Annotated in this window: 1 protein-coding gene; it reads right to left on the bottom strand. The window is 36.1% G+C overall.

The window, feature by feature from the left end; translation table 11 throughout:
* A partial coding sequence (gene tilS, locus WKI42_RS10605; RefSeq protein WP_368081903.1) for a tRNA lysidine(34) synthetase TilS occupies positions 1 to 604 on the bottom strand: 604 nt, incomplete at both ends.

The following is a 604-nucleotide window of genomic DNA, read 5'->3' as shown; positions in this document are numbered from 1 at the left end:
CGACTCAGAGTAAGACAATAGCTGCTCTAAATTTTCTACATCAATATTATTAGATAATTCAGCTATAGCTAGGTCATAATCTAAAATTTCATTACCGATACTTAAGATTGCATCCCTAAATCGAGGATTTTCTTTTTCTAATTCTGGTAAGTAAGAGTTTCGAATACGATTTCGAAAATAATGATTTTCCTGATTTGATGTATCTTCAAAGTGAAAAATTGAAGGAAAGTCTTTTTTCTGAAAATGCAAGAAGGGCCGAATGATTTCTATCTCTCCGACTACTTGCTTCTCCTTAATTCCTGATAGATAGAGCAAACGAGTGCCTCGAATCAAACGCATCAAAATCGTTTCCACCTGATCATCAGCATGGTGGGCAGTAACTAAGGCTGTCGCACCTGTCTTTTTCATGACCTCTTGAAAAAAATCATAACGAAAATGTCGAGCACGCGCTTCTGAAAATTCTCCTGAAAAATTGCTGACATAAATAGGAAGTCCAGCTTCAGCAGCCAACTTCCTTAATTCCTGTTCTTCCCAATCTGATTCTACTCTCTGCTTATGATTCACATGAGCTAAGATCAATTCAATTTCTAACTCTTTTTGATAA

Source organism: Streptococcus pseudopneumoniae (assembly GCF_038148935.1).
GTDB lineage: Bacteria > Bacillota > Bacilli > Lactobacillales > Streptococcaceae > Streptococcus > Streptococcus pseudopneumoniae_U.
This window is presented reverse-complemented; position numbering and strand designations above follow the sequence as displayed.